The sequence below is a fragment of the Mesorhizobium sp. M0601 genome (assembly GCF_040320845.1).
In the GTDB taxonomy this organism is placed as follows: Bacteria; Pseudomonadota; Alphaproteobacteria; order Rhizobiales; family Rhizobiaceae; genus Mesorhizobium.
Window position 1 is genome coordinate 26572 of sequence record NZ_JAMYQK010000003.1, and the last position, 20222, is coordinate 46793.

The following is a 20222-nucleotide window of genomic DNA, read 5'->3' on the forward strand; positions in this document are numbered from 1 at the left end:
GTCACACTTCCCCGGCTGAACGCATCAGCGTCTTCAGCCGTTTCTTCGCTTCATGGATGTGCCAGGAAACCGTCGTCTCCGAGATTGCCATCGCCTCGGCGGCGGCGGCGTGGCTCAGCCCTTCGCCATAGACCAGCAGCACCGCGTCGCGCTGCTTGTCCGGCAGCTTGCGTACCGCTGCCCACAGCGCCTCGGCCGGGTCTTCCGGCTCGGCCGAGATTTCCCCCGAAATTAGCGCATAGGCGCCATAAGCCTCGGTCTTGACCGTCTCGCGGGCGGTCTTGCGCATCATGTCGCGCGCCGCATTCAGCGTCATGGTGTAGAGCCACGTCGTGAAGGCACCGCTGCCGTGATAGTCGCGGATCGCCCGCCCGAGCCGGACGCAGACTTCCTGGGCGATGTCCTCGGCGTCGGCCTTTTTCCCGCACCAACGATAGGCGGCGCGATAGACGAAACCATAGTGCCTTTCGAGCAACTTGCCGAAAGCACCCCGGTCTCCGCCCTTCGCCCGTCCGATCAGTTCGGCGTCGGAGGCTTCGCTTTCGTCCAGCATCATCGCCATCATTTGCCTGTTGGACGAAGGCTAATGGCGGTTCCTTGGGGCGATGGAAAGAATTTTTTGGTGGGCGGTCACGTCGTAATGGTTGGCGTGACTTGGCCGAGCGTCTCCGCAAACAGCGTCGTCAGCCGCTTCCAGTGGCGTTCGGCGCCGGCTGCATCGAAGGCACTATGGTCCGGCATGCACCAGCCATGCGCCATGCCGGCATAGTTCTCTATGACATGATCAACCTCGGCGGCGCGCAGTGTTTCGGCGAGCCGCGCCGATTGCTCCGGCGGAAAGCTGCGGTCGACACCGGCAGTGCCGATATAGACCCTTGCCTTGACCGAGGCGGCCTTCCGATGCGGACTGTCGGCGGCGTCACCAGCCAGATTGCCGCCGTGAAAACTGGCCGCGGCGGCGATGCGGTCGGGATAGCTGGCCGCGGCGTTCAGCGCCCGCGCTCCGCCCATGCAGTAGCCGACTATGCCGACCGGCCCGGTTAGGCCTTGGGCAGCGAGCGCATCGAGGAAAGCGCCGCTGTCGCGGATCGTCATCTCCTGGGTCGTGCCGCCGAGCAGACCTGTGATGGCGGCCTTGCTCCTCTCGTCGCCGAACGCAGTCTTGGGATCGAACGGACCGTAGGGCGCATTGCGGTAAAAAAGGTCCGGCACAAGCACCGCATAGCCCTCGCTCGTAAGCCGCTCCGCCATCTGATCAAGCGCCGGTCGCGGACCGAAAACGTCCATGTAGAGGATGATCGCTGCCTTGGCTGGGGCCGCCGAACGGAACAGCCGGGCCTTGGCAATGCCGTCGCTTGTCTTGATCTGCATCGCTTGCTTGGCCATCACCCGCTCCGTTGACGTGTCGTGCGATAGATATCCGCGCTGACCGTCGCCGCAAGCTGTAATGAGGCGATCTGCTTCAAGATTTCGTGCGGCATTCGGCGACGCTACAGACGCGCGAATGCTGCCATGTGAAAGGCCTGAACCTCGGCCGGATAGCGATAATCGGTGCCGTAAGGACAGGCGTTGCGATCAAGGCAGCCGCCGGTCCGGCAGGGCGCGCCATTTTGCCCGCGCACATGGGCCAGACAGGTTTCATGTGCAAAACCATTCGCAGAATAAGCCTCGACCGGACAGGATTTCAGGCAAGGTTTTTCCAAACATGTATCGCAAAGGTGAATCACGTCGTAGGGTTCTTGGAGCGCAATCTCATTTTCGAACAGCAGCGCGCCGCGATAGGCATGCCAGAGCCCATATTTCGGATGCATGAGAATGCCGAGCGGCGACGGCTTCAGCCCCTCCGCACGCATCGCCCATTGCTGGAATGGCAGATAAGGCCTGTCGGACGGCGACACCGCGCGTGCCCCGAATCTTTCGGCCACCGCGCCGATCACTTCGCGAGACCATCTGTCGAGCGGATCGTCGATCGGCTGTGACTGTCTCTCCAGCCAGCGCAGGAAGTGCGGCCAAGGTGCGGCGCCCGCCTGCCCCACCAGCAGAACGGATCTGGCGGCAGCGCCGGAGAGACCGAAAGGTGTTTCCTCACCGCCCGCAAAATCGAAGCCGCCGCGAAGCATGAGGCCGGAGGAGGAAAGCGCTGCCGCGATTGTTTCAGTCATGCCGCGCTCGGGATCATCCCTTCTTGTCCGGGTCGGAGAAGGCACTCCGCCAGACTTCCTTGTGGATGATGTTGGCGACTTTAGCCCCGCCTGATTCGGGCTCCTTTCAGGTGAAGGCGTCGGCCATCGACGCCTTCTTCCTGCCGATGAAGTCCTTCAGCCCGTCGTCGATGCCCGGATCGAGGTAAGGCGCCTCGTAGCTTTCGAGCCAGCGGCGGGCGAGCTCGTTGGCGCGCTGCGGCGCGGTTTTTTCGCCTTCGGCCAGCCATTGCTCGTAGGAATTGTTATCGGCGATGTTGGAGCGGTAGAACGCGGTCTGGAAATTGGCCTGGGTGTGATCGCAGCCGAGATAGTGGCTGCCTGGGCCGACCTGGCGGATGGCGTCCATCGCCTGGCCGTTTTCCGACAGGTCGACACCCTCAGAGAACTTCTGCGTCATGCCGAGCTGGTCGATATCCATCATGAACTTTTCGTAGCAGGAGGCGAGACCGCCCTCGAGCCAGCCGGCCGAATGCAGCACGAAGTTGGTGCCGGCGAGGATCGTCGAGTTCAGCGTGTTGGCGCTCTCGTAGGCGGCCTGCGCATCGGGGATTTTTGAAGCACAGAGCGAACCGCCGGTGCGAAACGGCAGGCCGAGCCGACGGGCAAGCTGTGCGGCGCCATACGAGACCAGCGACGGCTCCGGCGTGCCGAAGGTCGGCGCGCCCGACTGCATCGAGATCGACGAGGCGAAGGTGCCGAACAGCACCGGCGCACCCGGCCGGATCAGCTGGGTGAACGACGCTCCCGCCAGAACCTCGGCTAAAACCTGGGTCAGCGTGCCGGCGACCGTCACCGGGCTCATCGCACCGGCAAGGATGAACGGCGTGACGATACAGGCCTGATTGTGGCGCGAATAGACCTTCAGCGCTCCCAGCATGGTCTCGTCGAAGACCATCGGCGAGTTGGCGTTGATCAGGCTGGTCAGCACCGTGTTGTTCTCGACGAAATCGTCACCGAACACGATCTTGGCCATCGCCACCGTATCTTCCGCGCGCTCGGGCGCGGTCACCGAGCCCATGAACGGCTTGTCCGAATATTTGATATGGCTGTAGACCATGTCGAGATGCCGTTTGTTGACCGGCACGTCGACCGGCTCGCAAACCGTGCCGCCCGAATGGTGGATCGACGGCGCCATATAGGCGAGTTTCACGAAATTCCGGAAATCCTCGATCGTCGCATAGCGCCTGACGCCGTCGAGATCGCGCACGAAGGGCGGTCCATAGACCGGCGCGAACACTGTCGCGTTGCCGCCGATCTGCACCGAGCGCTCGCCGTTGCGGGCGTGCTGGGTATAGACGGACGGAGCGGTCTTCAACAGCGAGCGGCAGAGGCCCTTGGGGAAATGCACCCGCTCGCCCTTGACGTCGGCGCCCGCCTCTTTCCAAAGCTGCAGCGCCTCGGCGTCGTCGCGGAAGATGATGCCGATCTCCTCCAGCACCGTGTCGGTGTTCTTTTCGATCAGCGCCAGCCCTTCCTCGTCCAGCACTTCATAGACGTTGATCTTGCGCTTGATATAGGTGAGCTGTGTGCCGGGGCCGCCGCCCGAACGCGCGGCCCGTCGGGCTGCGGCGCCACCGCTGGCAGCGCGCCCGCGCCGTGCGTTTGACGCTTCCTGATCGACCGGCGCGTTCTCACTCATAATCGTTCTTCCCTGGCTTTCGTTCTGGCCTGATTTACTCCGGCCGGGCTGTTGTACCGGCCTGAAATCCGTTTGCGGCCGCATATTGCGGTCTCTGGCCGGATCGTAGCCATGCACCCTATTCGAAACGGCCCGCCAGCGCCAACGCCTGTCGCAAAATCGACAAGAATTCCAAGAGATTTACGGTCGCTTTCGTTTTGCGGGAAGTCGCAAATCAGCTATGGACAACCGGCCCGTGCGGGTTAGGTATTGACGCGATATTTTTAAGCTGCCGCGATAGTTGTAGCCGGCAAGGAGCCTGAGAAAAAATGGCCGACGACGAGATCATCCTTTCGGAACTCTCCGACGACGAGTTGGTGCAGCAGATGCACGACGATCTTTATGACGGGTTGAAGGAAGAAATCGAGGAAGGCACCAATATCCTTCTCGAGCGCGGCTGGGCGCCTTACAAGGTGTTGACCGAGGCTCTGGTCGAGGGCATGCGTATCGTCGGCGAGGATTTCCGCGACGGCATCCTGTTCGTTCCCGAAGTGCTGCTGTCGGCCAACGCGATGAAGGCCGGCATGTTCATCCTGCGTCCGCTGCTTGTCGCCACAGGCGCGCCGAAGCAGGGCAAGATGGTGATCGGCACCGTCAAGGGCGACATCCACGACATCGGCAAGAACCTGGTCGGCATGATGATGGAAGGCGCCGGCTTCGATGTCATCGACCTCGGCATCAACAATGCGGTCGAAAAATATCTCGATGCCATCGAAAAGCACCAGCCCGACATCATCGGCATGTCGGCCCTGCTGACGACGACCATGCCTTACATGAAGGTCGTCATCGATACGATGAAGGAAAAAGGCATTCGCGACGACTATGTCGTACTGGTCGGCGGCGCACCGCTCAACGAGGAATTCGGCAAAGCCGTCGGCGCCGACGCCTATTGCCGCGACGCCGCGGTGGCAGTCGAGACCGCCAAGGACTTCATGAAGCGCAAGCACAACGTCCGCGCTTCGGCCTGAGCCAATAAGTCCGGCACGAACAAGAAAAGCCGCGCCTTGCAGTGCGGCTTTTTTATTCCCAAATGTTGAGAGCCGTGCGGATCAGGGTTTCTTGACGGTATCGTCAACTGCCTTCGCAGTGGATTTGATATCCTTACCGACGCCGCGCACCGTGTTGGCGCAGGCCGAAACAGCCAAGGCGCAGGCGAGAATAGCGATTGGCGCGACGCGGAACAATTTCATGATTGGTGTCTCCCTCAGCATATAAATTCGCCGGACAGCAACGAAGATCGATTAGACTGGTTCCATGACTACCGCGCGAAAACAACAATCCGATCAAGGCGACAGGCTGCTCGTCATCGCCTGCGGGATGATCGCGCGCGAAGTTTTGGCGGTCAAGGAGCAGCTCGGGCTCGACCATCTCGACCTGACCTGCCTGCCGGCGGAGTTCCATTTCTATCCGGACCGCATCGCGCCGGCCATGGACAGGGCTATCGAGAAGGCCAAGACCGACGGCTACAGACACATCTTCGTCGGCTATGCCGATTGCGGCACGGGTGGCCTGCTCGATCGGATCTGCGAGAAGCATGGCGTCGAGCGCATGGCCGGGCCGCATTGCTTTGCTTTCTACCAGGGCATGGATGCCTATGCGAAGGTCGCCGATGACGACATGATGTCGTTCTACATGACCGACTTCCTCTGCCGGCAATTCGATGCCTTCTTCATGAAGCCGCTCGGCCTCGACAAGCACCCGGAGCTGATCAAGGACTATTTCGGCAACTACGAGAAGCTGATCTATATCGCTCAGACCAACGACCCGGAACTCGACAAGGTCGCCGAAAAGGCGGCGAAAATGCTCGGCCTCGCCTATGAGCGCCGCTCGACCGGCTATGGTGACCTGACGAAGGAACTGGCCAGCGCCTCAGCACATTCGTAAAAGAAATAGCGTCCTCTAAGCGTTTGCCGGAGGCTGCCGTTCATTTTCGCCCACCGATTCACCGATCCGATATGACATCGATAATGCGTCCGGTTTCAAGGCGGATCGGTCCCCGCGCGGTTGGATCTTTAAGCAATATTTCGGCAAGCATTGCATCGACATTGTCAAAATTACTTTGCAGAATTGACGGATCACTTAGCTCCCAATACTCCCCTTCATCGACGACATTGAGACTGGAGAACAAGCGAGTAATTTCGCGAAGAAAGCTGATGATCTCGATATGAGCGCCTGCACCTGAAAACTGAGTTTTACAGTGTTGTTGAACGAAGAGGTGCTTGTCGAACTCAAGCCGCAGCGGTTCCGAATTGGGATGCGGTTGAAGCTCTATTCCAAACACAGGGCCAATATAGTCCACGTTTCGTTCATCAATGACTCGATTGAGCGTCTTCTCGCGCTCATCGATCTCGCGCACCGGCCAGTCTCGCGCAATGGCGAACGCCTTGGCTTCGTGCAGCAAAGCAGCATATTGCCCGTGACCCCGTAACTGTCCTTCAAAGTGGATTGTTACTCCCAACTACCTCTCCCAGTGACGCGCATTCCTGACGAATACCCGCGCTCTTATTCCGCCACAAGCCGGGCGAGCACATCGGCAAAGCTCGTCTTGCAGATGAAACCCAGCCGCTTCCTCGCCCGCGACGCATCATAGACCCGGTCGATCGACGAAAACATCGTCCAGCCTTTCTTCGCGTAGAGCGCCGGATAATCCGGAAAATAGCGCGCCACGACCGACGGCGCGTCGGCGATCAAGGCCGCGCAATCTTCGGGCTGGAAAGGCGTCGGTGCCGAGATGATGAAAGTGTCGAAGCCCAATTGCGGCGCTTTCTCCAGGGCAGCGATGTGGGCGTCGGCTGCGTCCTCCACCGTCAGCCGGCGGAACAACAGCTCATTGGCCTTGGTGTTGGCATCCGACTGTTCGATCACGTGCGCCATGTCGTCCGCCTCGGGAAAAAACCGGGCGGTGCGCAACACGATCACCGGCAGGCCGAACTGCAAATGATAGAGCCGGCAGAGCTGTTCGGCTGAAAGCTTGGTGACGCCGTAGATGTTGCGCGGTTCAGGCGACATGTCTTCCGTCAGCCATGCCGCCTTGCGCGCCCCGCCGGTGAAGCCGGTGCGGATGGACTCGGAAATCATCAGCGATGTCGTCGACGTAAACACGAAGCGCTGAACGCCAAAAGCTGCCGCCGCATCGAGCAGGTTGAGCGTGCCGCGCACATTCGTCTCGACGAAATCCTCGTTGCGATGACGTTCGATGTCAGGCTTGTGCAGCGCGCCGCTATGGATGATGGCCTCGATGCGGTTCTCCTCGACCGCCCTCATGACCAGGTCGCGATCGGCGACTGAGCCGACGATTCGCGTTTCCGAGGATGGGGCGGGATCGAGGCCGGTGACGTCATGGCCAAGAGCCCGCAGGCGCGGCGCCAAGGCGCTGCCCAGCCAACCGGACGATCCCGTCAGCAAGATCCCCATTCTTTCCACCTCGTTTCTGCTGTCGATGCTCAGGCACGGATGACAGAACGCGGCGAAACATTAAGGTATGCGCCAGACGAGAAAACAGCCTGCTCCAGCCATCAAAAGGGAAACGCCACCGATGATCGCTCGCCTCATGTTTGCCGCAGCAACTGTCCTCTGCTTGACCATGCCCGCGTTCGCCGATGGCGAGGTGCAGAAGCTGATAACGGCTGCCGACAAGGCGCGGCTCAACAAATATGGCGAGACGCGCAAGGCAGCGCTTAACGAGGCGAGGGCCGGCGATCCCGCCGAGGTCAAGCAGCTCGCCGCCTTGCTGGCAAAGCCGCTGGTTCCCTTCTCTGACAGGGACCTGACCGGCAAATGGCAATGCCGCACCATCAAGGCCGGCGGATTGGGCCCGCTCGTCATCTATGGCTGGTTCAAATGCAAGGTGAGCGACGACGGTTCCGGCTGGAGACTGGAAAAGATCACCGGCTCGCAGCGCACCAAGGGCCGCTTCTTCGACGATGGCGAGAAACGCGCGATCTATCTCGGTTCCTTCCACGTCAACGACGATCCGGCAAAGCCCTACGGCAGCGGCCCGGAAAGCGATCAGGTCGGCTATGCCTTCCGCAACAGCGCCAGTGAATGGCGCATCGAGTTCCCGGCGCCCTATTACGAATCGAAGCTCGATATCCTCGAATTCAAGCGCTGAGCCCGATCACCAGGGGTTAACCCGGTCAGCCTAGCATTCGCGCGCAAAGAACAGGTTCTTTGCGGAGAGTCGCAGAGCATGGCACTGTCGAAAACAAACCAACGGCCGATCGTCGTCGTCACCCAAGGCGGCCCGCATATCTGGGCGATCGTCAACGCCCTCGCCGATCAACTCGGCCCGGTCAGCGTCATCCTCGAAGCTCCTGAATCCAAAAAGCAATTGCTTCTCGCGCGGGCGCGGCGGCAAGGCTGGACCTCGGCCATCGGTCAACTCGGCACGATGGTGCTGACGCGCCTCGGTAAGCGCTTCTTCGCCGGCCACGCAGCACGGCTTGCCGCCGGGCAGAAGCTGCAAACCGAACCGAAGCCTGGGCAAAAGATCATTTATGTCTCGTCGGCCAACGCGCCGGAGTGCCTGCAGGCGATTGCGGAAATCCAGCCGGGTGTGGTGCTGCTCGCCGGCTGCCGCTTGCTGTCGCGGCAGACGCTGGCGAAAATCCCTTGCCCGGTCCTCAACTACCATGCCGGCATCGCCCCGAAATATCGTGGCATGAACGGCGGCTACTGGGCGCTGGCCTCAGGCGATGCGGAGAACTTCGGCACCACCGTGCATCTGGTCGACGCCGGCGTCGACACTGGCGGCGTGCTGCGGCAGACGCGTGGCAAACCGCAGCCGGGCGACACAGTTTCGAGCTACGCGTTGCGGCAGGCGGCCTTCTCGCGCGACATCTGCGTCGAAGCGGTCAGGGATGCGCTGGCCGGCAAGGTCGGCACGGTGGATCCCGGCCTACCTTCGACACAATGGTATCATCCGACGATATGGTTTTATCTCTGGACGGGGATAAGGAACGGCGTCTGGTGACGCGCCGATTTACCGGACAGCCACCCGCCACTAACATTGCATCATGAGCGACATCGACCACCGCACCATCATTGCCGGCCTTTCGGTCGAGGACCGTCGCGACCTCACCGCCAGGGTTGACCGGCCAGGCATTGTCCGGCTGGCGGTCCATGCCGGGCTGGTTATCCTGCTAGGCGCGCTGATCGCCGCTCGCATCCCGTTCTGGCCCGCGCTCGTCTTGCCGCAGGGAATCCTGATCGTCTTCTTCTTCACGCCGTTGCACGAGACCATCCATGAAACGGCGTTCAGGACGGCGCGGCTCAATCGCGCTGTTGCCGCCGTGGCCGGCTTCCTGATCCTGCTGCCGCCGGCATGGTTCCGCTATTTCCATTTCGCCCATCACCGCCATACGCACGACCCGGACAACGACCCCGAACTGATGGCCCCGAAGCCGGAGACCATCAGCCAATATCTGCGCTATCTGTCAGGCGGCCCCTATTGGATCGCCATGGGCCGTGTGATCGCAACCAATGCGGCGGGCCGCAACCGCGACGGCTTTGTGCCGGAAAAGCGCCGCGGCAAGGTGGTTGCCGAAGCACGGCAGTTCCTGATCGGCTATGCGGCATTGCTGGCCGCATCGCTCGCCGCGCAGTCGGCGCTGCTGTTGTGGGTCTGGATCGTGCCGGTGCTGGTCGGACAGCCGTTTTTGCGTGCCTACCTGCTGGCCGAGCACGCGTTGTGCCCACATGTCGCCAACATGCTCGAGAACACCCGCACCACCTTCACCACAAGGCTGGTGCGCTTCGTGGCTTGGAATATGCCGTACCATTCCGAGCACCATTCCTATCCGGCCGTTCCCTTCCACCGCCTGCCGCGCTTCCATGACATCGTCGCGGAGCATTTACGCACGACCGAACGAGGTTACGTGCGCTTCCACAGGAAGCTGGTCGGCAGCTACGATGGCCGCGCCGGCTGACCAGTGCTGGAAGAAACTCCGCTTTCAACCGCGGCCGTCGATTGCGTCGCTTTTGAAGGCCCCCGCGTCGTCCCATAACAAGCAGCCCAACAGCGCTTCCGGCAATGCTCGAAACCACTGCATTGGCCAAAAGATCGGAATCGATCTTCGGAGAGCACGATGCAGCGGAGTTAAGTGGTAGAGCATCGTTTGTGAGTCGATTGGACGCACGGCGCTCTGCAGGAGCAGGAATTCATGGCCGATCTGATCGTCGTCTACTGGCGCGACATCCCCGCCCAGGTCATCGTCAAAAAGGGCCGGCAGAATGCCAAGCGCGAACTGCCGCTGCGCTTCACCGAGGCGATCGACATGTGCGCCATGCGCACCGGCGCCGGCGGCACCGACGACTATCTTGCCGAATGGCGCAAGGCAGAACCCATTCCGGTCAGTGACGATCTTGAAGCCGAGGCCGAGAAGGCTCTTCAGGAACTTGATGCGAAATACGACCGTGAGCGGCTGGTCGCTCTGGTCAAGGCGGGCGGCAAAGAAAATGTCTGATCCCCAATCAATGCCGGCGACGACGGCTCAAGCCGGCGTGACCCAGGCGACCATCGTCAAGAAGGCGGCGCCGAAATCCGACTACAAGCCGGCCGACGTGTCGCCGCAGCGGCGTGTGCAGCGCTCTTTCGCGGTGCGCCTTTGGTCTGTGCGGCATTCGCGGCTGCTCGAATGGTTCTACGGCAAATTCGCCGACATGTTCCTGCTCCTCCATCCGCTGTGGAAGGGCATCGGCTACAGCCGTGTCGAAGGGCCTGTGAAATTCGTCGAAAAGCGCGTCAAGGGATTCATGTTCGACTGCCGCATGTGCGGCCAGTGCATTCTTTCTTCGACCGGCATGTCGTGCCCAATGAACTGCCCCAAGCAATTGCGCAACGGCCCTTGCGGCGGTGTCCGCGCCAACGGCAATTGCGAGGTCGAGCCTGACATGCCTTGCGTCTGGGTCAAAGCCTGGGAAGGCTCGCGGAACATGGTGCATGGCGACAAGATTTTGGAAGTGCAGAAGCCGGTGGATCAGTCCTTGCGCGAAACTTCCGCCTGGCTGCGGGTCACCGCGCAGGCCGCGGCCGCCCGCAATGCGGCCCGGAATACTACGAAGACCGGAGCATCGGCATGATCGGCCGTCAGCCAGACGAGAATCCGGCCGGCATCCATTTGCCGCTCGATCCCCTGCCCGGCCACACCTCGCGTGGCCGGCTGGAACGCGTCCTCAGGCGCGGCGAGTTCGCAGTGACGACCGAGCTCAATCCGCCCGACAGCGCCGATCCGGAAGACGTCTACAACCGCGCCAGGATTTTCGACGGCTGGGTCGACGCCATCAATGCCGTCGACGCTTCCGGCGCCAACTGCCACATGTCGTCGGTCGGCATCTGCGCGCTGCTGACCCGCATGGGCTATGCCCCGATCATGCAGATCGCCTGCCGCGACCGGAACCGCATCGCCATCCAGGGCGACGTGCTTGGGGGTGCTGCGATGGGCGTCGCCAACATGCTGTGCCTGACCGGCGACGGCGTGCAGGCCGGCGACCAGCCCGGCGCCAAGCCGGTGTTCGATCTCGACTGCATGTCGCTGCTCGAAACCTGCCGCGTTATGCGCGATAACGGCAAATTCCTGTCCGGCCGCAAACTCACGACCCCGCCGCAGCTTTTCCTTGGCGCGGCGATCAACCCGTTTGCGCCGCCGATCGATTTCCGGCCCTATCGGCTGGGCAAGAAGATCGCCGCCGGGGCACAGTTCGTGCAGAGCCAGTACTGCTTCGACGTACCGATGTTCCGCACCTACATGCAGAAGGTCCGCGATCTCGGCTATACCGAGAAATGTTTCATCCTGTGCGGCGTCGGGCCGCTGGCCTCGGCCAAGACGGCCAAATGGATCCGCTCCAACGTACCGGGCATTCACATTCCCGATCAGATCGTCAAGCGCCTGGAAGGCGCTCAGGATCAGAAGAAGGAAGGCAAGCAGCTCTGCATCGACATCATCAATGAGGTGAAGGAAATTCCCGGTGTGTCCGGCGTCCATGTGATGGCCTATCGCCAGGAAGAATACGTCGCTGAGATCGTCGACGAATCTGGCGTGCTGAAGGGTCGCCGGCCGTGGAAACGCGAAATCCGCCGCGACGACCAGCTCGTTGCCGACCGGCTCGACCACATACTGCATGACGACCTCACCGAAACCCAGGTCGACATGGTCAAGACCGCGCATTGACAGCGCGAATCGTCAGCATTCGCTTGATCAGAAACAGATAACGATATAAAGAACTCTTTATATCACGATGGAGAGATTTCATGACCCGCACTATCGTCGCCTCGGCGACACGAGAAATCATCATCGGCTTCGATCAGCCCTTCTGCGTGATCGGCGAGCGCATCAATCCGACCGGCCGCAAAAAGCTGGCCGCCGAAATGATCGCCGGCAATTTTGAGACCGTCATCAAGGATGCGCTGGAGCAGGCCGCCTGTGGGGCGACCATGCTCGACGTCAATGCCGGCGTCACTGCAGTCGATCCCAACGCCACCGAGCCGGCGCTGCTGGTGCAGACGCTGGAGATCGTGCAAGGCCTGGTCGACCTGCCGTTGTCGATCGACTCCTCCGTGACTGCGGCAATCGAAGCGGCGCTGAAGGTCGCCAAGGGCCGGCCGCTGGTCAATTCTGTCACCGGCGAGGAGGAAAAGCTCGAAGCCATCCTGCCGTTGATCAAGAAATACAACGTTCCTGTCGTGGCCATTTCCAACGACGAGACCGGTATTTCGATGGACCCCGATGTGCGCTTCGCCGTCGCCAAGAAGATCGTTCAGCGCTGTGCCGACTTCGGCATTCCGGCGCATGATGTGGTCGTCGACCCCCTGGTCATGCCGATCGGCGCGCTGGGCGATGCCGGCCGCCAGGTATTTGCCCTGCTACGCCGGCTGCGCGAGGAGCTCAAGGTCAACACCACCTGCGGCCTCTCCAACATCTCATTCGGCCTGCCGCACCGTCATGGCATCAACGCCGCCTTCATCCCGATGGTGATCGGCGCCGGCATGACCTCGGCGATCATGAACCCGGTGCGGCCGCAGGAAATGGAAGCGGTGCGTGGCGCCAACGTGCTGAACGGCACCGACGAGAACTGCACCAATTGGATCAGGACCTACAAGGACTACAAGCCTGCTGAAGGCGGCCAAGCCGTTGCCGCCCGGACGCAGGTCAACGCGCCGGGCGATGGCAATGGCAATGGCGGACGCAGGCGCGGCGGCCGCGAAGCGCGTATGGCCCGGGGTTGAGCCAGGTCTTGGCCGACACGATATGGGGCCTAGGACTGGGGAGGAACCGAGACATAGCGGCATCGCTGCCGTAGCCAAGACCCGAGCTGCGTAGAAAGTAAAGTCTGGAACGTATGAACTCTCCCGTCAACATCACCGATCCGCTCGTGCTGTTCATGCCGTCGGGCAAGCGCGGCCGGTTTCCGGTCGGCACGCCGGTTCTGGACGCCGCGCGCCAACTCGGTGTCTATGTCGAGAGCGTGTGCGGCGGGCGTGCCACTTGCGGGCGTTGCCAGATCGAGGTGCAGGAAGGCAATTTCGCCAAGCACAAGATCGTTTCCTCCAACGATCACCTCTCGCCCAAGGGCGCCAAGGAAGAGCGCTACGAGCGCGTACGCGGCCTGCCCGAGCGCCGCCGGCTGTCCTGCTCGGCGCAGATTCTCGGCGATCTCGTCGTCGACGTGCCGCAGGACACCGTCATCAACGCGCAGACCATTCGCAAGGACGCCGACACCAGGGTCATCGCCCGCGATGCGGCAATCCGCATGTGCTATGTCGAGATCGAAGAACCCGACATGCACAAGCCGCTCGGCGACCTCGACCGTCTGAAGATCGCGCTGATGAAGGACTGGGGCCTCAAGAGCCTCGATTTCGATTTCCATCTGTTGCCGCAGGTGCAAGGCATTTTGCGCAAAGGCAACTGGACCGCGACCGCCGCCATCCACAAGGACACCGACAGCGAGACCGCACGGGTCATCGCTTTGTGGCCCGGCCTCAAGAACGAGGCGTACGGACTTGCCTGCGATATCGGCTCGACCACGATCGCCATGCATCTGGTGTCGTTGCTGTCGGGCCGCGTCGCCGCCTCGTCGGGCACATCCAATCCGCAGATCCGCTTCGGCGAGGATCTGATGAGCCGTGTCTCGTACGTGATGATGAACCCGGACGGCCGCGAAGGCATGACGGTCGCCGTGCGCGAGGCCATTTCGGGGCTTGTGGACAAGGTCTGCACCGAAGGCAACGTCCAGCGCAACGACATCCTGGATTCCGTGTTCGTCGGCAATCCGATCATGCACCATCTGTTCCTCGGCATCGATCCGACCGAGCTCGGCGGCGCCCCCTTCGCGCTAGCCGTCTCCGGCGCCGTGCACATCAAGGCATCGGATATCGGTTTGAAGCTCAACCAGGGCGCCAGGCTCTATATGCTTCCTTGCATTGCCGGCCATGTCGGCGCGGACGCTGCCGCAGTGACGCTGTCGGAAGGGCCGCACCGCCAGGACGAGATGATGCTGATCGTCGATGTCGGCACCAATGCCGAGATCGTGCTCGGCAATCGCCAGCGGGTCGTGGCGGCCTCATCGCCAACTGGCCCGGCCTTCGAAGGTGCGGAAATCTCCGGTGGCCAGCGCGCCGCACCGGGTGCCATCGAGCGCGTCCGCATCGATCCTGAAACGCTGGAACCGAAATACCGCGTCATCGGCTCGGAACTCTGGTCCGACGAGCCGGGCTTCCTCGACAGTGTGCAGGCGACCGGCGTCACCGGTATTTGCGGCTCCGGCATCATCGAGGTGGTCGCCGAGATGTATCTCGCCGGCATCATCTCCGAGGACGGCGTCGTCGATGGATCGCTGAGCGGCCACTCGCCCCGCGTCGTCGCCAATGGCCGCACCTTCTCCTATGTGCTGAAGGAAGGCGAGCCCAAGATCACCATCACCCAGACTGATGTGCGCGCTATCCAGCTAGCCAAGGCCGCCCTTTATGCCGGCACCAAGCTTTTGATGGAAAAACAGCACACCGATCATGTCGACCGCATCCACTTCGCCGGCGCATTCGGCTCGTTCATCGACCCGAAATACGCAATGGTGCTGGGCCTGATTCCGGATTGCGACCTCGACAAGGTCTCGGCCGTTGGCAATGCGGCCGGCGCCGGCGCCCGCATGGCGCTGTTGAACCGTGGCTATCGCCGCGAGATCGAGGAAACCGTTAGCAAGATCGAGAAGATCGAGACGGCGCTGGAGCCGAAATTCCAGGAACATTTCGTTTATGCCATGGCGCTCCCGAACAAGATCGACCCGTTTCCCAAGCTGTCGGCGGCGGTGAAACTGCCGCCGCGCAAGACGGTGAGCGAAGACGGCATTGCCGGCGACGCTGCCCCGCGGCGGCGTTCGCGCGAAGGCCATGCCGCGCGGCGCGGGCGGGGATGACTCGCCTCCGCCAGGCTGTCAGACCTTCCATTTTCATTTGTATGCAAATGTTTCCAGATCGCGCCGATCTGGAAACGAAATCGCGTTTTCGTGAAATCCGCCAGATACATAGGCGGAGCATTTAACCGGCATCGAACGGCAGGCGGAAACAGTTTTCGGCCACCGCAACGCTCCAAGGAGATCAAGATGTCGATGTTCGAAAGCTTCGGCCGCTATGGTGCGGCCTTCAAGAAAACACGCGAAGCGCGCAAGTCGCTGCGCATCCTCAACAGCTTGCCGCCTGAGATCCAAAAGGACATTGGCTGGCCGGTGTCGCCGCGTTCGAGCGAAAGGCAGCTTTCGGTCGGATGGGGCACGCAGCGCGGATGAAATTCATCGACAAATGCAAGCTGCTCGGTATTCGCCGGAGCCGCAATGCGGCTCCGGCTGCACCCAACAATTGGCTGCGCGCCGCGTTGCTGCCGCGGCGTTGAGCTGCACCGGTAGGCCAGAGACTTCATGGCCGGACGCTTTGTCGACAGCTGGGATCAAACGACCGTGTTGAGATTGCATCAATCTTGACTTTTTTGGTGGCGACACAATCTTCGAAATAGTCGGGGGTTCTCTTAGTCGGCTCAGCCGAAGTCCGTGTATCTGCATGCCCAGTCTCAAAAGCCACGTCGTGTCGTTCGTCCTCAGGTACAGCCGCAAGAAGGCGTTTTCCAGCCCCGAGAACCTGCAGCGCTGGATCGCCTATGCGCGCAGGACGGAAAACCATCAGCCGCCTGCGTCGCTGTGGTCACGCCTGGAGATCACAACCCGCACGATCAACGGCTTTCCCGTCTACGAGATCGCTCCCCAGGCTGGTGAGCGGAGGCGGATTCTCTACCTGCACGGCGGCGCTTACGTCTTTGAAATCACACCCTATCATTGGCGGCTGATCGCCGACATGGCCGACCGCCTCGGGTTCGGTATCACCGTGCCGATCTATCCCATTGCTCCCGAACACGATTTTCACGCCATGTTCGGCATGGTCGGCGCCGTCTACCGCCAGATGTTCGGCGAAACCAGGGCGAATGATATCATCTTCATGGGCGATTCCGCCGGCGGAAACATGGCCGTCGTGCTGACCATGATGGCTGCGCAAGACGGCCTGCCCTTGCCATCACGCCACGTGCTGATTTCGCCCGGTCTCGACGTGTCGCTCGCCAACCCAGAAATGTATGAGGCCGAACGCAACGATCCGTGGCTGGGCATTGCCGGCGGCCGCGAGGCGATCCGGCTTTACAGCGCCGGCATCGATCCCACCGACTGGCGCATCAGCCCGGTTTACGGCGACCTGTCGGTGCTGCCCAAAACGCTGCTGCTGACCGGTTCACGCGATCTGCTCACCCCCGACAATCTGATTTTCGCGGAAAAGGCACGCGCGGCCGGCGTCGAAATTGAGGTCGTCCACGAGCAAGGCATGTTCCATGTCTGGCCGTTGATCGACATGCCGGAGGCGCGTCGCGCGCGGGACAGCATAGTGGCCTTCTTGACCAACGAAACTGACAGTTATCATGCCAAGGCAGGAGAGTTGTCGCTGCAAAGGGCAGACCGCGACGGAACGCCTCGCGATCTGGTTGCGCCGCTCAGGTCGTAGTTGGCTCAGAACTTCCCAGTTTCCCTGAACATCTCAAACGTCGCGCGGATATGGTCGGCGACTGCCTTCACTGGAGCGCTGGCGTCCGGCGTCACCACCATGGCCAGATTGTAGGTGCCGATGTCAGGCATGCCGTCCTTCGGGCACAGCTCGACCATATCGCTGCCGAGGAACGATTTCGGCAGCGGCGCGACTGCAAGATCCGCCATGATCGCGGCGCGCTGGCCGGCCGTGTGTGCGCTCATATAGGCGATACGGTAGTTGCGGCCCTCGCGGCCAAGCGCCTCCAATGCCCCTGCCCGCCAGGCACAGCCCTCTTCCCACAATGAGACCGGCAGCGGCTCACGCAGATGCGCGCAACCGCCCTTGGCACCGGCCCAGACGATCGGCTCGGTGAGCAGCACTTCGGCGCCGATCGCGCTGGTCTTGTACGAGTTGGTGAGCAACGTGATGTCGAGCGCCCGGTCGTCCATGCGCCGGCGCAGATTGACGCTCTGGTCGATGGTGACGTCGACCGCGATCGATGGATGCGACTGTGCGAACCGCTTCAGTACATGCGGCAGCACACGTTCGCCGTAATCGTCCGGCGAGCCGAGCCGCACCACCCCGACAATGTCTGGAATGATGAACTTCGACACCACCTCGCGATTGATCGACAGCAGCCGGCGCGCATAGCCGAGCAGCATCTCGCCATCGGTGGTCAGCGTCACCGAACGGGCGTCGCGCGCGAACACCGAGCGGCCGAGAATGTCCTCCAGCTTCTTGATCTGCATCGAGACGGCCGACGGCGTGCGGAAGACCGCATTGGCCGCAGTGGTGAAGCTGCCGGTCTCGGCGATTGCGACGAAAGTGCGCAGAACATCGAGATCGAGCAGCGGCAGCGGATGATTGAGTGGGGCGTTCATGGCAAGCGGCCTTCAATTTTTCTGATGCAAACCATCATTCCATTTCGTTTGATTGAACATCAGTTTGGGAGGATAGTCAACTCGGTCGGAGGCAGGACGCATCGAAGTGGTCCCGAAACAACCATGACACGGACCTGCAATCGACACGAAATGAAGCTGAAACAAAGCCGGTGTACCGCCTGACGCTGCAAGCGCCGGGACGACCCGGCCCAACGCGAAGGAGAATGAGATGTCTATCCTGTCATCCATCGGTCGGATCGCGACCGAGTTCAGCGAGGCCCGTGCCCGCTACCAGACGGAACGCGCCATCCGCGCGCTGCCGATTGAACTGCAGAAGGATATCGGCTGGCCCGAAGCTGCCGATGCCAAGGCCGGCACTCGCCATGGTGTGGGATCGTGGGCTGGAGCAAAGTAAACCGTGTGTATCAACAGCTGAAGGCCTGCCGCGCAGATCAGCCCGGCAGGCTTTTTTGTTTGTACTCCAATGATTTTCCCGAGCCATGTCGCCGTCGCATGCCGCATATGAGCAAGTCGCATAGCAGCCCGCACTGGCAATCAACGCATTGTAAATAATCGAAAATCCTGGGCAGAATGCCCAAATTTGTCGCATTCCGTGTCGCTTTTCATATCAAGTGCTTCGCTTTTGCGATTTAGTTTCCCCTCACGTAAGCCTATATCATCATCAACAAACGAGCTGCCCCACTCCATCAAGCGAAGGCGACCCGTCTGAGCAACCGAATGGAGATGATCATGAAGCTTTTTGCCCGCCTCTTTGCCCGTCGCGAAATGAACCTGACGACCGCGCTCGAGCGCCAGCGCCTGGCCAACACCATGCCTGGCCAGACCGGTGCCATGGCTGCCGCGCGCCTCGGCTTCGTCGCCTGAGACGCGGCAATCCCGGCGGAAGCAGCCTAGCGCTGCTTCGAAGTCGATCCAGCGCCGCTTCGGTTTTGCCGAGGCGGCGTTTTCGTGTGCGCAGACTGCATAGGCTCGGTTGGTCGATCCGGCGGCATGTCGCGTCCTTCGCCGCATAGCGATCGCCCATTTGCGACCCGTGTCGCAAATAAAGTCGCTCCGTTGCCGTCTAGCCAATTGACAGGAAACGTCTTTCCTGATGTCGCTGTGCTAATCGCGACATCCTGTTCGCGCCATTGCAGCGTGAGGATCTACCCGTGAATGTCGTAAAGCACCCGATCCGGCGATCGTTCGTATTCTTCCTGGTCCCCGATTTCACCATGATCGCCTTCGCGACGGCGCTCGACCCGTTGCGTTCGGCCAACCGCATGCTCGGCTATGAAGCCTATCGCTGGCGGCTCGCCAGCATCGACGGCAAGCCGGTGCGCGCCTCGAACGGCGTCGAATGCGCCGTCAACACCTCGCTGGAGGAAGAGCGCAAGAAAATGTCCGGACCGGACCGGCCGAACATGGCCATCGTCTGCAGCGGCATCAATGTCGAGCGCTACCAGAACAAATCGGCCTTTGCCTGGTTGCGCGAGGAGTACAATCGCGGCGTTGCCGTCGGCGGCCTGTGCACCGGCGCGCATATCCTGGCCGCCGCAGGCCTGCTGTCCAACAAGCGCTGCGCCATCCATTGGGAGAACCTGCCGGGCTTTTCCGAGGCGTTCCCCAAGGCCAATGTCTTCGCCGACCTCTTCGAGATCGACCAGAACATCTACACCTGCGCCGGCGGCACCGCCGCGCTCGACATGATGCTGAAGCTGATCGGCGACGATTTCGACGAAAGCCTCGTCAACCGCGTCTGCGAGCAGGTGCTGACTGATCGCGTGCGCAGCCCGACCGACCGCCAGCGCCTGCCGCTGCGCGCCCGCCTTGGCGTGCAGAATTCCAAGGTTCTGGCTATTATCGAGCTGATGGAAGCCAATCTCTCCGAGCCGCTCTCGCTGATCGAGGTCGCTGATCATGTCGACCTGTCGCGCCGGCAGATTGAGCGCCTGTTCCGCACCGAGATGGGGCGCTCCCCTGCCCGTTACTATCTGGAGATCCGCCTCGACCGCGCCCGGCACCTGCTGATCCAGTCGTCGTTGCCGGTGGTCGAAGTGGCGGTCGCCTGCGGCTTTGTTTCCGCCTCGCATTTCTCCAAATGCTATCGCGAGTTGTACGCCCGCTCGCCGCAACAGGAACGCGTCGATCGCAAGCAATTGCTGGCGGCTTGATCTGGCAAATCAGCAGAGGACCGGCGAAGTGTGATATTCCCGCATCGAGAGATGTCGCATGACCACGAGTTCGAGCCTATCCCAAAAACCGGCCGACCCGCACAGCTTCCGCCTCGATGCAGAAAAATGGGCCGCGTTCATGGCGGCACTGGACGCCCCTACGCGCGACCTTCCACGTCTAAAGCGCCTGTTGAGCGAACCGAGCATCTTTTCCGGTCGCGGTCGAGTGTAGGT

General features: G+C 61.5%; 24 protein-coding genes. 16 read left to right on the forward strand and 8 right to left on the reverse strand.

What is annotated here, in order from left to right; genetic code table 11:
* Window position 1 precedes the first annotated feature (1 nt).
* From NKI41_RS04210 to NKI41_RS04225, 4 genes are all read right to left on the reverse strand, one after another.
* Complete coding sequence (locus NKI41_RS04210) at window positions 2-562, reverse strand: RNA polymerase sigma factor (protein WP_352452095.1); 561 nt, start codon at window positions 560-562, stop codon at window positions 2-4.
* Between the two features lie 68 nt (window positions 563-630).
* Window positions 631-1386 (reverse strand): dienelactone hydrolase family protein, encoded by a 756-nt coding sequence (locus NKI41_RS04215; RefSeq protein ID WP_352681607.1) that lies wholly within the window; start codon window positions 1384-1386, stop codon window positions 631-633.
* 104 nt (window positions 1387-1490) lie between these two features.
* Window positions 1491-2162 carry a hypothetical protein gene (locus NKI41_RS04220; RefSeq protein ID WP_352681609.1) on the reverse strand — a complete coding sequence of 224 codons (672 nt, stop codon included), beginning with the start codon at window positions 2160-2162 and terminating at the stop codon, window positions 1491-1493.
* A gap of 106 nt (window positions 2163-2268) precedes the next feature.
* The gene (locus NKI41_RS04225; protein ID WP_352500948.1) at window positions 2269-3843 is read right to left on the reverse strand and encodes a trimethylamine methyltransferase family protein; all 1575 of its coding nucleotides are present in this window, start codon (window positions 3841-3843) and stop codon (window positions 2269-2271) included.
* Between the two features lie 308 nt (window positions 3844-4151).
* Between NKI41_RS04225 and NKI41_RS04230 the strand changes: the two genes are divergently transcribed.
* The gene (locus NKI41_RS04230; protein WP_023676506.1) at window positions 4152-4850 is read left to right on the forward strand and encodes a cobalamin B12-binding domain-containing protein; all 699 of its coding nucleotides are present in this window, start codon (window positions 4152-4154) and stop codon (window positions 4848-4850) included.
* Between the two features lie 81 nt (window positions 4851-4931).
* Here NKI41_RS04230 and NKI41_RS04235 read toward each other — a convergent pair whose 3' ends face one another.
* Window positions 4932-5072 carry an entericidin A/B family lipoprotein gene (locus tag NKI41_RS04235; RefSeq protein ID WP_023676507.1) on the reverse strand — a complete coding sequence of 47 codons (141 nt, stop codon included), beginning with the start codon at window positions 5070-5072 and terminating at the stop codon, window positions 4932-4934.
* A gap of 64 nt (window positions 5073-5136) precedes the next feature.
* Here NKI41_RS04235 and NKI41_RS04240 point away from each other — a divergent pair, with 64 nt between their 5' ends.
* Window positions 5137-5766 carry a DUF1638 domain-containing protein gene (locus tag NKI41_RS04240; protein WP_352500949.1) on the forward strand — a complete coding sequence of 210 codons (630 nt, stop codon included), beginning with the start codon at window positions 5137-5139 and terminating at the stop codon, window positions 5764-5766.
* A gap of 58 nt (window positions 5767-5824) precedes the next feature.
* Here the strand turns inward: NKI41_RS04240 and NKI41_RS04245 are convergent, their stop codons facing one another.
* The gene (locus NKI41_RS04245; protein ID WP_352681611.1) at window positions 5825-6340 is read right to left on the reverse strand and encodes a hypothetical protein; all 516 of its coding nucleotides are present in this window, start codon (window positions 6338-6340) and stop codon (window positions 5825-5827) included.
* A gap of 44 nt (window positions 6341-6384) precedes the next feature.
* Window positions 6385-7296, reverse strand: a complete 912-nt coding sequence (locus NKI41_RS04250) for an NAD-dependent epimerase/dehydratase family protein (protein WP_352681613.1) — start codon at window positions 7294-7296, stop codon at window positions 6385-6387.
* A 121-nt stretch (window positions 7297-7417) separates the two neighbouring features.
* On the opposite strand from NKI41_RS04250, the gene NKI41_RS04255 reads away from it, so the two are divergent.
* The 10 genes from NKI41_RS04255 to NKI41_RS04300 all read left to right on the forward strand — a co-directional run bounded on the left by NKI41_RS04255 (window position 7418) and on the right by NKI41_RS04300 (window position 16909).
* Window positions 7418-7993 carry a DUF4893 domain-containing protein gene (locus NKI41_RS04255; protein ID WP_352681615.1) on the forward strand — a complete coding sequence of 192 codons (576 nt, stop codon included), beginning with the start codon at window positions 7418-7420 and terminating at the stop codon, window positions 7991-7993.
* A gap of 78 nt (window positions 7994-8071) precedes the next feature.
* Window positions 8072-8854 carry a formyl transferase gene (locus NKI41_RS04260; RefSeq protein WP_352681617.1) on the forward strand — a complete coding sequence of 261 codons (783 nt, stop codon included), beginning with the start codon at window positions 8072-8074 and terminating at the stop codon, window positions 8852-8854.
* A gap of 43 nt (window positions 8855-8897) precedes the next feature.
* Window positions 8898-9809: a fatty acid desaturase gene (locus NKI41_RS04265; RefSeq protein WP_352681619.1), complete on the forward strand. Its 912-nt coding sequence runs from the start codon at window positions 8898-8900 to the stop codon at window positions 9807-9809.
* Window positions 9810-10043: 234 nt separating this feature from the next.
* A complete protein-coding gene (locus tag NKI41_RS04270; protein WP_352539655.1) occupies window positions 10044-10346 on the forward strand; it encodes a virulence factor in 303 nt (100 codons plus the stop codon).
* On the forward strand, window positions 10339-10962 hold the full coding sequence (locus tag NKI41_RS04275; RefSeq protein ID WP_352454616.1) for a methylenetetrahydrofolate reductase C-terminal domain-containing protein: 624 nt from the start codon (window positions 10339-10341) through the stop codon (window positions 10960-10962). Before NKI41_RS04270 ends, NKI41_RS04275 begins: the two co-directional genes overlap by 8 nt.
* Window positions 10959-12050, forward strand: coding sequence for a methylenetetrahydrofolate reductase (locus NKI41_RS04280; protein WP_023676515.1), 1092 nt, complete (start codon window positions 10959-10961; stop codon window positions 12048-12050). The genes NKI41_RS04275 and NKI41_RS04280 overlap by 4 nt, the downstream gene beginning before the upstream one ends.
* A gap of 80 nt (window positions 12051-12130) precedes the next feature.
* Window positions 12131-13105 (forward strand): methyltetrahydrofolate cobalamin methyltransferase, encoded by a 975-nt coding sequence (locus NKI41_RS04285; RefSeq protein ID WP_023676516.1) that lies wholly within the window; start codon window positions 12131-12133, stop codon window positions 13103-13105.
* Between the two features lie 113 nt (window positions 13106-13218).
* Window positions 13219-15288 carry an ASKHA domain-containing protein gene (locus tag NKI41_RS04290; protein ID WP_023676517.1) on the forward strand — a complete coding sequence of 690 codons (2070 nt, stop codon included), beginning with the start codon at window positions 13219-13221 and terminating at the stop codon, window positions 15286-15288.
* Between the two features lie 186 nt (window positions 15289-15474).
* Window positions 15475-15657, forward strand: a complete 183-nt coding sequence (locus tag NKI41_RS04295) for a hypothetical protein (protein WP_352470285.1) — start codon at window positions 15475-15477, stop codon at window positions 15655-15657.
* A 268-nt stretch (window positions 15658-15925) separates the two neighbouring features.
* Window positions 15926-16909, forward strand: coding sequence for an alpha/beta hydrolase (locus NKI41_RS04300; protein WP_352539654.1), 984 nt, complete (start codon window positions 15926-15928; stop codon window positions 16907-16909).
* A 5-nt stretch (window positions 16910-16914) separates the two neighbouring features.
* Here the strand turns inward: NKI41_RS04300 and NKI41_RS04305 are convergent, their stop codons facing one another.
* Window positions 16915-17814, reverse strand: a complete 900-nt coding sequence (locus tag NKI41_RS04305; protein ID WP_023676521.1) for a LysR substrate-binding domain-containing protein — start codon at window positions 17812-17814, stop codon at window positions 16915-16917.
* Between the two features lie 229 nt (window positions 17815-18043).
* Here NKI41_RS04305 and NKI41_RS04310 point away from each other — a divergent pair, with 229 nt between their 5' ends.
* The 4 genes from NKI41_RS04310 to NKI41_RS04325 all read left to right on the forward strand — a co-directional run bounded on the left by NKI41_RS04310 (window position 18044) and on the right by NKI41_RS04325 (window position 20220).
* Window positions 18044-18229: a hypothetical protein gene (locus NKI41_RS04310; RefSeq protein WP_352452109.1), complete on the forward strand. Its 186-nt coding sequence runs from the start codon at window positions 18044-18046 to the stop codon at window positions 18227-18229.
* 335 nt (window positions 18230-18564) lie between these two features.
* Complete coding sequence (locus NKI41_RS04315) at window positions 18565-18699, forward strand: hypothetical protein (protein WP_013894968.1); 135 nt, start codon at window positions 18565-18567, stop codon at window positions 18697-18699.
* Window positions 18700-19049: 350 nt separating this feature from the next.
* The gene (locus NKI41_RS04320) at window positions 19050-19988 is read left to right on the forward strand and encodes a GlxA family transcriptional regulator (protein ID WP_352501106.1); all 939 of its coding nucleotides are present in this window, start codon (window positions 19050-19052) and stop codon (window positions 19986-19988) included.
* A gap of 58 nt (window positions 19989-20046) precedes the next feature.
* Window positions 20047-20220 carry a type II toxin -antitoxin system TacA 1-like antitoxin gene (locus NKI41_RS04325; protein ID WP_352500959.1) on the forward strand — a complete coding sequence of 58 codons (174 nt, stop codon included), beginning with the start codon at window positions 20047-20049 and terminating at the stop codon, window positions 20218-20220.
* The last annotated feature ends 2 nt before the right edge of the window (window positions 20221-20222 follow it).

Bases quoted from the DNA above. Each gene is read 5' to 3' on its own strand.
- NKI41_RS04210 (WP_352452095.1), bottom strand. From the start codon at position 562: ATGGCGATGATGCTGGACGAAAGCGAAGCCTCCGACGCCGAACTGATC.
- NKI41_RS04215 (WP_352681607.1), bottom strand. From the start codon at position 1,386: ATGGCCAAGCAAGCGATGCAGATCAAGACAAGCGACGGCATTGCCAAG.
- NKI41_RS04220 (WP_352681609.1), bottom strand. From the start codon at position 2,162: ATGACTGAAACAATCGCGGCAGCGCTTTCCTCCTCCGGCCTCATGCTT.
- NKI41_RS04225 (WP_352500948.1), bottom strand. From the start codon at position 3,843: ATGAGTGAGAACGCGCCGGTCGATCAGGAAGCGTCAAACGCACGGCGC.
- NKI41_RS04230 (WP_023676506.1), top strand. From the start codon at position 4,152: ATGGCCGACGACGAGATCATCCTTTCGGAACTCTCCGACGACGAGTTG.
- NKI41_RS04235 (WP_023676507.1), bottom strand. From the start codon at position 5,072: ATGAAATTGTTCCGCGTCGCGCCAATCGCTATTCTCGCCTGCGCCTTG.
- NKI41_RS04240 (WP_352500949.1), top strand. From the start codon at position 5,137: ATGACTACCGCGCGAAAACAACAATCCGATCAAGGCGACAGGCTGCTC.
- NKI41_RS04250 (WP_352681613.1), bottom strand. From the start codon at position 7,296: ATGGGGATCTTGCTGACGGGATCGTCCGGTTGGCTGGGCAGCGCCTTG.
- NKI41_RS04255 (WP_352681615.1), top strand. From the start codon at position 7,418: ATGATCGCTCGCCTCATGTTTGCCGCAGCAACTGTCCTCTGCTTGACC.
- NKI41_RS04260 (WP_352681617.1), top strand. From the start codon at position 8,072: ATGGCACTGTCGAAAACAAACCAACGGCCGATCGTCGTCGTCACCCAA.
- NKI41_RS04265 (WP_352681619.1), top strand. From the start codon at position 8,898: ATGAGCGACATCGACCACCGCACCATCATTGCCGGCCTTTCGGTCGAG.
- NKI41_RS04270 (WP_352539655.1), top strand. From the start codon at position 10,044: ATGGCCGATCTGATCGTCGTCTACTGGCGCGACATCCCCGCCCAGGTC.
- NKI41_RS04275 (WP_352454616.1), top strand. From the start codon at position 10,339: ATGTCTGATCCCCAATCAATGCCGGCGACGACGGCTCAAGCCGGCGTG.
- NKI41_RS04280 (WP_023676515.1), top strand. From the start codon at position 10,959: ATGATCGGCCGTCAGCCAGACGAGAATCCGGCCGGCATCCATTTGCCG.
- NKI41_RS04285 (WP_023676516.1), top strand. From the start codon at position 12,131: ATGACCCGCACTATCGTCGCCTCGGCGACACGAGAAATCATCATCGGC.
- NKI41_RS04290 (WP_023676517.1), top strand. From the start codon at position 13,219: ATGAACTCTCCCGTCAACATCACCGATCCGCTCGTGCTGTTCATGCCG.
- NKI41_RS04295 (WP_352470285.1), top strand. From the start codon at position 15,475: ATGTCGATGTTCGAAAGCTTCGGCCGCTATGGTGCGGCCTTCAAGAAA.
- NKI41_RS04300 (WP_352539654.1), top strand. From the start codon at position 15,926: ATGCCCAGTCTCAAAAGCCACGTCGTGTCGTTCGTCCTCAGGTACAGC.
- NKI41_RS04305 (WP_023676521.1), bottom strand. From the start codon at position 17,814: ATGAACGCCCCACTCAATCATCCGCTGCCGCTGCTCGATCTCGATGTT.
- NKI41_RS04310 (WP_352452109.1), top strand. From the start codon at position 18,044: ATGTCTATCCTGTCATCCATCGGTCGGATCGCGACCGAGTTCAGCGAG.
- NKI41_RS04315 (WP_013894968.1), top strand. From the start codon at position 18,565: ATGAAGCTTTTTGCCCGCCTCTTTGCCCGTCGCGAAATGAACCTGACG.
- NKI41_RS04320 (WP_352501106.1), top strand. From the start codon at position 19,050: ATGATCGCCTTCGCGACGGCGCTCGACCCGTTGCGTTCGGCCAACCGC.
- NKI41_RS04325 (WP_352500959.1), top strand. From the start codon at position 20,047: ATGACCACGAGTTCGAGCCTATCCCAAAAACCGGCCGACCCGCACAGC.